This is a genomic window from Rhizobium sp. SEMIA 4085 (genome assembly GCF_013004495.1).
Taxonomy (GTDB): domain Bacteria; phylum Pseudomonadota; class Alphaproteobacteria; order Rhizobiales; family Rhizobiaceae; genus Rhizobium; species Rhizobium gallicum.
Window position 1 is genome coordinate 1 of record NZ_JABEPH010000356.1, and the last position, 6,154, is coordinate 6,154.

Consider the following 6,154-nt stretch of genomic DNA (forward strand, 5'->3'; position numbering starts at 1 on the left):
CCCGGCTGGACCCGAAGAGGGCGGGCGCGGGCGATTCGGGCTTGATGCCGGAGGGCCGAGGGAGTAGGTCACGGGAGTGGGGACGGGTGAATGCTAAAGGACAGGTGGGCGGTTTGATCGATCCCTATATTTTGCTTGGACTTGACCGCGACGCCGGCGAGCAGGCGATCCGAAGCGCCTGGCGAAAGGCCGCCAAGACCGCGCATCCCGACTCGGGCGGCGATGCGGAGCATTTCGGCCGGTTGCAGACCGCCTACGAACTCTTGAAGGACCCGGTGCGCCGCCGCGTCTACGACGACACCGGCTACGATCCGCAGCTTGCCGACCCCAAGGACCTCGAAGGCGTGCTGATGCTGGAAAAGCTCGTCAACGACGTCATCCTCGACGAGCGCGAGCCCGGTAGCTTCGACGCGGTGGCGGCCATGCGCAGAAAACTCTCCGACGACATCGTCAAGAACCGCTTCCACATCCTGGAGCTCGAGCGCCACCGCAACCGCGTGCGCCAGCACATCGACCGCCTCGGCCGTCGCCCGGAAACCGACGTGCTCGGCTCCATGCTGCGCGCCCGCAGCCAGTCGATCACCGACGCCATCCGCAAGGCGGAAGGCCAGATCGAGGCGATCGAGCATGCCTATCAGATGCTCGAGGGGTATTCCTACGAGGTGGAAATGGTGGCGATGGTGACGGTGACGGAGCGGCGGGGGGAGGCTGCGGAGTAGGGGCGCTCCACGGCTGCCGGTCATCCTCAGGCTTGACCCGAGGATCCACGCTAACGTCCCATTCTGGATATTGATCCTCGCAGGCGCATCGCAGGCATGCGGATACGGATATATGCGCACATTATGGTCCGTCGGTCGGAAGCTGCTTTCGCATGTCGTGATCGACAACGATTTCGACCAGGTGCTGCACATCGATCAGTGGTTTGGCTGAAGGGTGCATAGAAAAAGGTTGCGCCGACTCTCGGTGGCTGGAGCCCGCACCGGGTCCGGGATGGGAGGAAGTTCAGCGGCCCGGACGCCCGGTCTTGCCCTTCGTCCGGCCCTTGCGCTTCTGATCCGCAGGCTCCTCGTAGGAGCCGGCGCCCGTTTTGCCGCGGACGAGGGGGCGGGGGTCATCGCTGGATCCTCGGGTCAAGCCCGAGGATGACGGAGAGGAGGGCAGGGCGGCGCGTTCCGGCTGGCCTTCTTCCCGCGGTGAGAAGGGCTTCGTGCTCTTTGCGGCATCCGGCTTTATCGGCAGCTTGCCGGCGACCGGTTTTTCGGTGCGGCCGACGGTCATTTCGTCGAGGGTGTTTTTGCGGAAAAGGGGCTTCCTCGCGGGTTCGGCGACGTCGCGGCCCATTTCATCCAGATCGGGCTTGCGGAAGAGCGGTATTGCGGTGTCGGTGCCGGGTCCCATGTCGTCGAGGCTGGGTTTGGCGAAGGAGGAGGTTCCACGCCCGCCCTCGTGGTTCAAAACGGTCCTTTGAGCCTCCTCACCATGAGGGCTTCTTCTGGCGCCAGTTGCGGCACGGCTTGCTCCATCCCCATGCTGAGGCGCGGAGGTCGAAGACCGGAGCCTCGAAGCATCCTTACGTCCGCCCTCCATCGCCCTAGACTCCTCGCGGGCCATCGGGTCGTCCATGACCGCCAGCTCTGCGGCCTTGAGGCGTTTGATTTCGTCGCGGAGGCGGGCGGCTTTTTCGAAATCGAGGTCGGCGGCAGCGTCGCGCATCTGTTTTTCCAGCGCGTTGAGATGAGCAGCCAAGTTGTTGCCGACGAGATTGCCGCCGTCGGCAAAACCCTTGCCGGAGACGCCGGAGATGTCGGCGCGGACGTGGTCACGTTCGTAGACCGAATCGAGGATATCGGAAATGCGGGCCTTCACCGATTCCGGGGTGATGCCGTGTTCCTCGTTGTAGAGCACCTGCTTTTCGCGGCGCCGGCTGGTTTCCTCCATGGCGCGCTTCATCGAGCCGGTGACGGTGTCGGCATAGAGGATCACCTTGCCGTCGACGTTGCGCGCGGCGCGGCCGATCGTCTGGATCAGCGAGGTTTCGGAGCGCAGGAAGCCCTCCTTGTCGGCGTCGAGGATGGCGACGAAGCCGCATTCGGGGATATCGAGGCCCTCGCGTAAAAGGTTGATGCCGACCAGCACGTCGAAGGCGCCGAGGCGCAGGTCGCGGATGATCTCGATGCGCTCAAGCGTGTCGATGTCGGAATGCATGTAGCGGACACGCACGCCCTGCTCATGCAGGTATTCGGTGAGGTCCTCGGCCATGCGCTTGGTGAGCACTGTGACGAGGGTGCGGTAGCCCTTGGCGGCAGTCTCGCGGATTTCGCCGAGCACGTCGTCGACCTGGGAGCGGGCGGAGCGGACTTCCACCGGCGGGTCGGTGAGGCCGGGCGGGGGGGTGAACCGTTCGGCGAAGACGCCGCCGGCCTGCTCCATCTCCCAGCCGCCCGGCGTGGCGGAGACAGCGACCGTGTCCGGGCGCATCGCATCCCATTCCTCGAAGCGCAGCGGGCGGTTGTCCATGCAGGACGGCAGGCGGAAGCCGTATTCGGCGAGCGTCGCCTTGCGGCGGAAGTCGCCGCGGTACATGCCCCCTATCTGCGGCACGGTGACGTGGCTCTCGTCGATGAAGAGCAAGGCGTTGTCGGGGATGTACTCGAAGAGGGTGGGCGGCGGGTCGCCGGGGGCGCGCCCCGTCAGGTAGCGCGAATAGTTCTCGATGCCGGCGCACGAGCCGGTGGCCTCCAGCATCTCGATGTCGTAGCGGGTGCGCTGCTCCAGGCGCTGGGCCTCCAGCAGGCGGCCGGCCTTTTCCAGCTCGGCGAGGCGGAGCCTCAGCTCCTCCTTGATCGCCTTGATGGCGCCGTTGAGGGTGGGGCGTGGTGTGACATAGTGCGAATTGGCGTAGATCTTGACCGATTTCAGGTCGCCGGTCTTCTGGCCGGTCAGCGGGTCGAACTCGGTGATGGCGTCGATCTCGTCGCCGAACATGCTTATACGCCAAGCAGCATCTTCGAGGTGCGCCGGGAAGAGCTCGATCGTGTCGCCGCGGACCCGGAACGAGCCGCGCTGGAAATCCATGTCGCGGCGCTTGTATTGCTGGGCGACGAGATCGGCGAGCAGCTGGCGCTGGTCGAGACGGTCGCCGACCGACATCTGGAAAGTCATGGCGGTGTAGGTCTCGACCGAGCCGATACCGTAGATGCAGGAGACGGAAGCGACGATGATGCAGTCGTCGCGCTCCAGCAGCGAGCGCGTCGCCGAGTGGCGCATGCGGTCGATCTGCTCGTTGATCGAGGATTCCTTCTCGATATAGGTGTCGGAGCGCGGGACGTAGGCCTCCGGCTGGTAGTAGTCGTAGTAGGAGACGAAATATTCGACGGCGTTGTCGGGGAAGAAGTTCTTGAACTCGGAATAGAGTTGGGCGGCGAGCGTCTTGTTGGGCGCCAGGATGACGGCGGGGCGTTGTGTCGCCTCGATCACCTTGGCCATGGTGAAGGTCTTGCCCGAGCCGGTGACGCCGAGCAACACCTGCGAGCGATCGCCGTTTACCAGACCCTCGACGAGGTCCTTGATGGCGGCCGGCTGATCGCCGGCGGGCTGGTAGTCCGAAGCCATGCGGATGGTGATTCCGCCTTCGGATTTCTCCGGCCGGGCCGGGCGGTGCGGCGTCCAGATCTTGCCGTTCTTGTGAAGTGGATTGCCGGACTCGATGAGCGCCGAAAGCGCCTCGACCGTGGCCGTGACGGCGGTGCCGGCCGAAAGCTGCGAGGCCTCCTCCAGTGTCGTATCCATGCCGGAGACCGGATTGAGGCCGGCGGCGGCGCGCGTCTTCGGATCGGTCGAACCGCCCATCGAGGTGCCGCGCGCCGATTTCGAGGCGGCGATCTCCACCTTCTTGCGGTGCTTGCCGGCCTTGGACGCTATCTCGCGCTGCGTCTCGACGCTCGACGCCTCGGCATCGGCCTCGAGCTGCTTCACCCAGTCGGCGACGGAGCCCTCCAATGGAGCGCCTTCAATGGACGACTGCGGGGCTTCCTCGAAGCCGTTCGGGGCGGGGAATTTCTTCGTCGATTTGGCCATGGGCGGAATATGGAGAGAGTCAGCGCTAAAGGGAAGAGGCAAAGAGTACAAAAGGGAAACGAATAAATCGTTCGGATTTGGTGAATAGTGCCGATCAATTTTTCCGGCCCAATTTTTTTCTGCCGTTGTCGGCACGGGACGACTGCCCCACGTCCTTGGCATGTAACGGGGCCTATACCTGGGGCATGTAATGGGCCAGGGGCGCCAAAAGGAGAGCAGATATGAGGAAGATCATCACCGGTGCATTTGTCAGTCTCGACGGCGTCATGCAGGCTCCGGGCGGCCCGGACGAGGATCCCGTCGGGGGCTTCAAGTATGGCGGCTGGGTTGCCCCTTATTTTGACGAGGCGATGGGAAAGGCCGTGGGCGAGATGTTCGCCCGGCCCTTCGATCTTCTGCTCGGCCGCAAGACCTACGATATTTTCGCCGCGCATTGGCCCTATGTCGCGGCCGACGATCCGATCGGCCCGCTGTTCGACCACATCACCAAATATGTCGCGACCCGCAATCCGGACTTCAAGCTCAGCTGGCAGAACAGCCGGGTGCTCGGGGCCGACGCAGTCGGCGCACTCAGGACGCTGAAAAGCGGGGAGGGGCCGGATCTGCTGACTCAGGGCTCGACCGACTTTCTGCAGACCCTGTTCAAAAACGACCTGGTCGATGAAATCAATGTCTTCATCTTTCCGGTCGTGCTCGGGAAGGGCAAGAGATTGTTCGGCGACGGAGCCGTTTCGGGCGCGCTGAAACTCGTCGGATCGAAGGTCTCCGGATCCGGTGTCACGATCAACAAATACGTCCGCAACGGCGACGTCGTCACCGGCTCATTCGAATTCGAACAGCCGACCGCGGCGGAGCTTAAGCGCCGCAGGAACCTGAGCTGCGGCGAACGGGTGCGCTTGACAGGCGCGGGGGTCCCACCTTCGGCGCGGAGGGACAGTCGCCGTTTATGCGGTCAGGACGCCCTCGATGTGGATCGGCAGGGTCCGCACGCGTTTGCCCGTTGCGTGGAATACCGCGTTCGCAATCGCCGGTGCGGTTCCCACCAATGCAATCTCGCCCAGCCCTTTCATTCAACCCATCGATGGCGGCGCAGCCCGAGCCGGGCATGCGCTTGTTGCAGCCGACATCGAGCATGCGGAAATAGGGACAGCGCACCCGCTGCAGAAGATTCCGCCCATCGAGGCCATATTCCGCAGTTGCTCTGCTGCCGGTCATGATGATGACGTTCGGCTGCACGTTCTTACTCGTCGCCCGCTTCGGATCGCGCCAAGCCCACCACAGCATCGGCCGAAACTCCGGTCATTGTCTTCTCCTTCAAGCAGACATACCAATCCACATCTAACGGCTATCACAACCTTTTAGTGCGTTAAGATGTATTGCTGAGTGGATTGCGATGGGACGGGTTTTGCGCCACGAGACCGCAGTATTTGAATCGGGCGAACTTGCTCGCCAGATATCAATCCTATGTAATCGTCGCATGCATTCAGCTTCTGGCTTCAGGCGAATCCGCTTGGACTGCGAGGATTGTGTGCGATGACGTTCAAGTGGCGGAAAATGACGCACAAGGAGGGACATTCCATGCTTTACGCCATCCTGGCCTATCACGACGAGAAAGTGGTCGAATCCTGGACCAAAGAGGAGGATGCGGCGCTGATGAGCGAATTGCTCCAGGTCAATGATCGCCTCGTCGAGGAGAAGCATCTGGGACCGGCTGCGCGGCTCGGCCCGACAGGGCGCGCCGTGACCTTGCGGGGGACGGGTGCCGGCATGATCACCGACGGCCCATTTGCTGAAACCAAGGAGCAATTGCTCGGCTTTTACGTCGTGGATTATCCAACGCTTGAGGCAGCCGTCGCCGCAGCGCGCGACCTGCGCCGCGCCAATCCCTCCGCAGTCTATGAAATCCGGCCGATCTCGCTTTATCTCCCTGGTGCGCCACTGGCATCGCGGGACGAAGTTTAGCACCCGAGCTGAAGGCGGTGGCAGTAGCAGCGCTATACCGGCGTCCTCGGTGGTGAAGGCGGCGGCATGTGGGCATGGCCCCTGGGGGCCGGGCGGTTTGGAGGTAACAGCTGGG

The 6,154-nt window shown here is 63.4% G+C and carries 3 protein-coding genes and 2 pseudogenes; 3 read left to right on the forward strand and 2 right to left on the reverse strand.

Annotation, left to right across the window (positions count from 1 at the left end; genetic code table 11):
- Positions 1 to 113: 113 nt before the first annotated feature.
- Complete coding sequence (locus tag C9413_RS26165) at positions 114 to 719, forward strand: J domain-containing protein (RefSeq protein ID WP_028739613.1); 606 nt, start codon at positions 114 to 116, stop codon at positions 717 to 719.
- A gap of 283 nt (positions 720 to 1,002) precedes the next feature.
- Here C9413_RS26165 and uvrB read toward each other — a convergent pair whose 3' ends face one another.
- A complete protein-coding gene (uvrB, locus tag C9413_RS26170; RefSeq protein ID WP_170251100.1) occupies positions 1,003 to 4,077 on the reverse strand; it encodes an excinuclease ABC subunit UvrB in 3,075 nt (1,024 codons plus the stop codon).
- Between the two features lie 221 nt (positions 4,078 to 4,298).
- Between uvrB and C9413_RS26175 the strand changes: the two are divergent.
- Positions 4,299 to 4,955: pseudogene (locus tag C9413_RS26175) on the forward strand (dihydrofolate reductase family protein); the annotation flags it as partial.
- Positions 4,956 to 5,145: 190 nt separating this feature from the next.
- On the opposite strand, the pseudogene C9413_RS33835 reads toward C9413_RS26175, so the two are convergent.
- Positions 5,146 to 5,285: pseudogene (locus tag C9413_RS33835) on the reverse strand (xanthine dehydrogenase family protein subunit M); the annotation flags it as partial.
- A 370-nt stretch (positions 5,286 to 5,655) separates the two neighbouring features.
- Between C9413_RS33835 and C9413_RS26185 the strand changes: the two are divergent.
- Positions 5,656 to 6,039, forward strand: a complete 384-nt coding sequence (locus C9413_RS26185; RefSeq protein WP_039846799.1) for a YciI family protein — start codon at positions 5,656 to 5,658, stop codon at positions 6,037 to 6,039.
- Positions 6,040 to 6,154: the final 115 nt, after the last annotated feature.

Excerpts from the sequence above, each read along its gene's own strand:
- uvrB (WP_170251100.1), bottom strand. The coding sequence starts at position 4,077 with ATGGCCAAATCGACGAAGAAATTCCCCGCCCCGAACGGCTTCGAGGAA.
- C9413_RS26185 (WP_039846799.1), top strand. The coding sequence starts at position 5,656 with ATGCTTTACGCCATCCTGGCCTATCACGACGAGAAAGTGGTCGAATCC.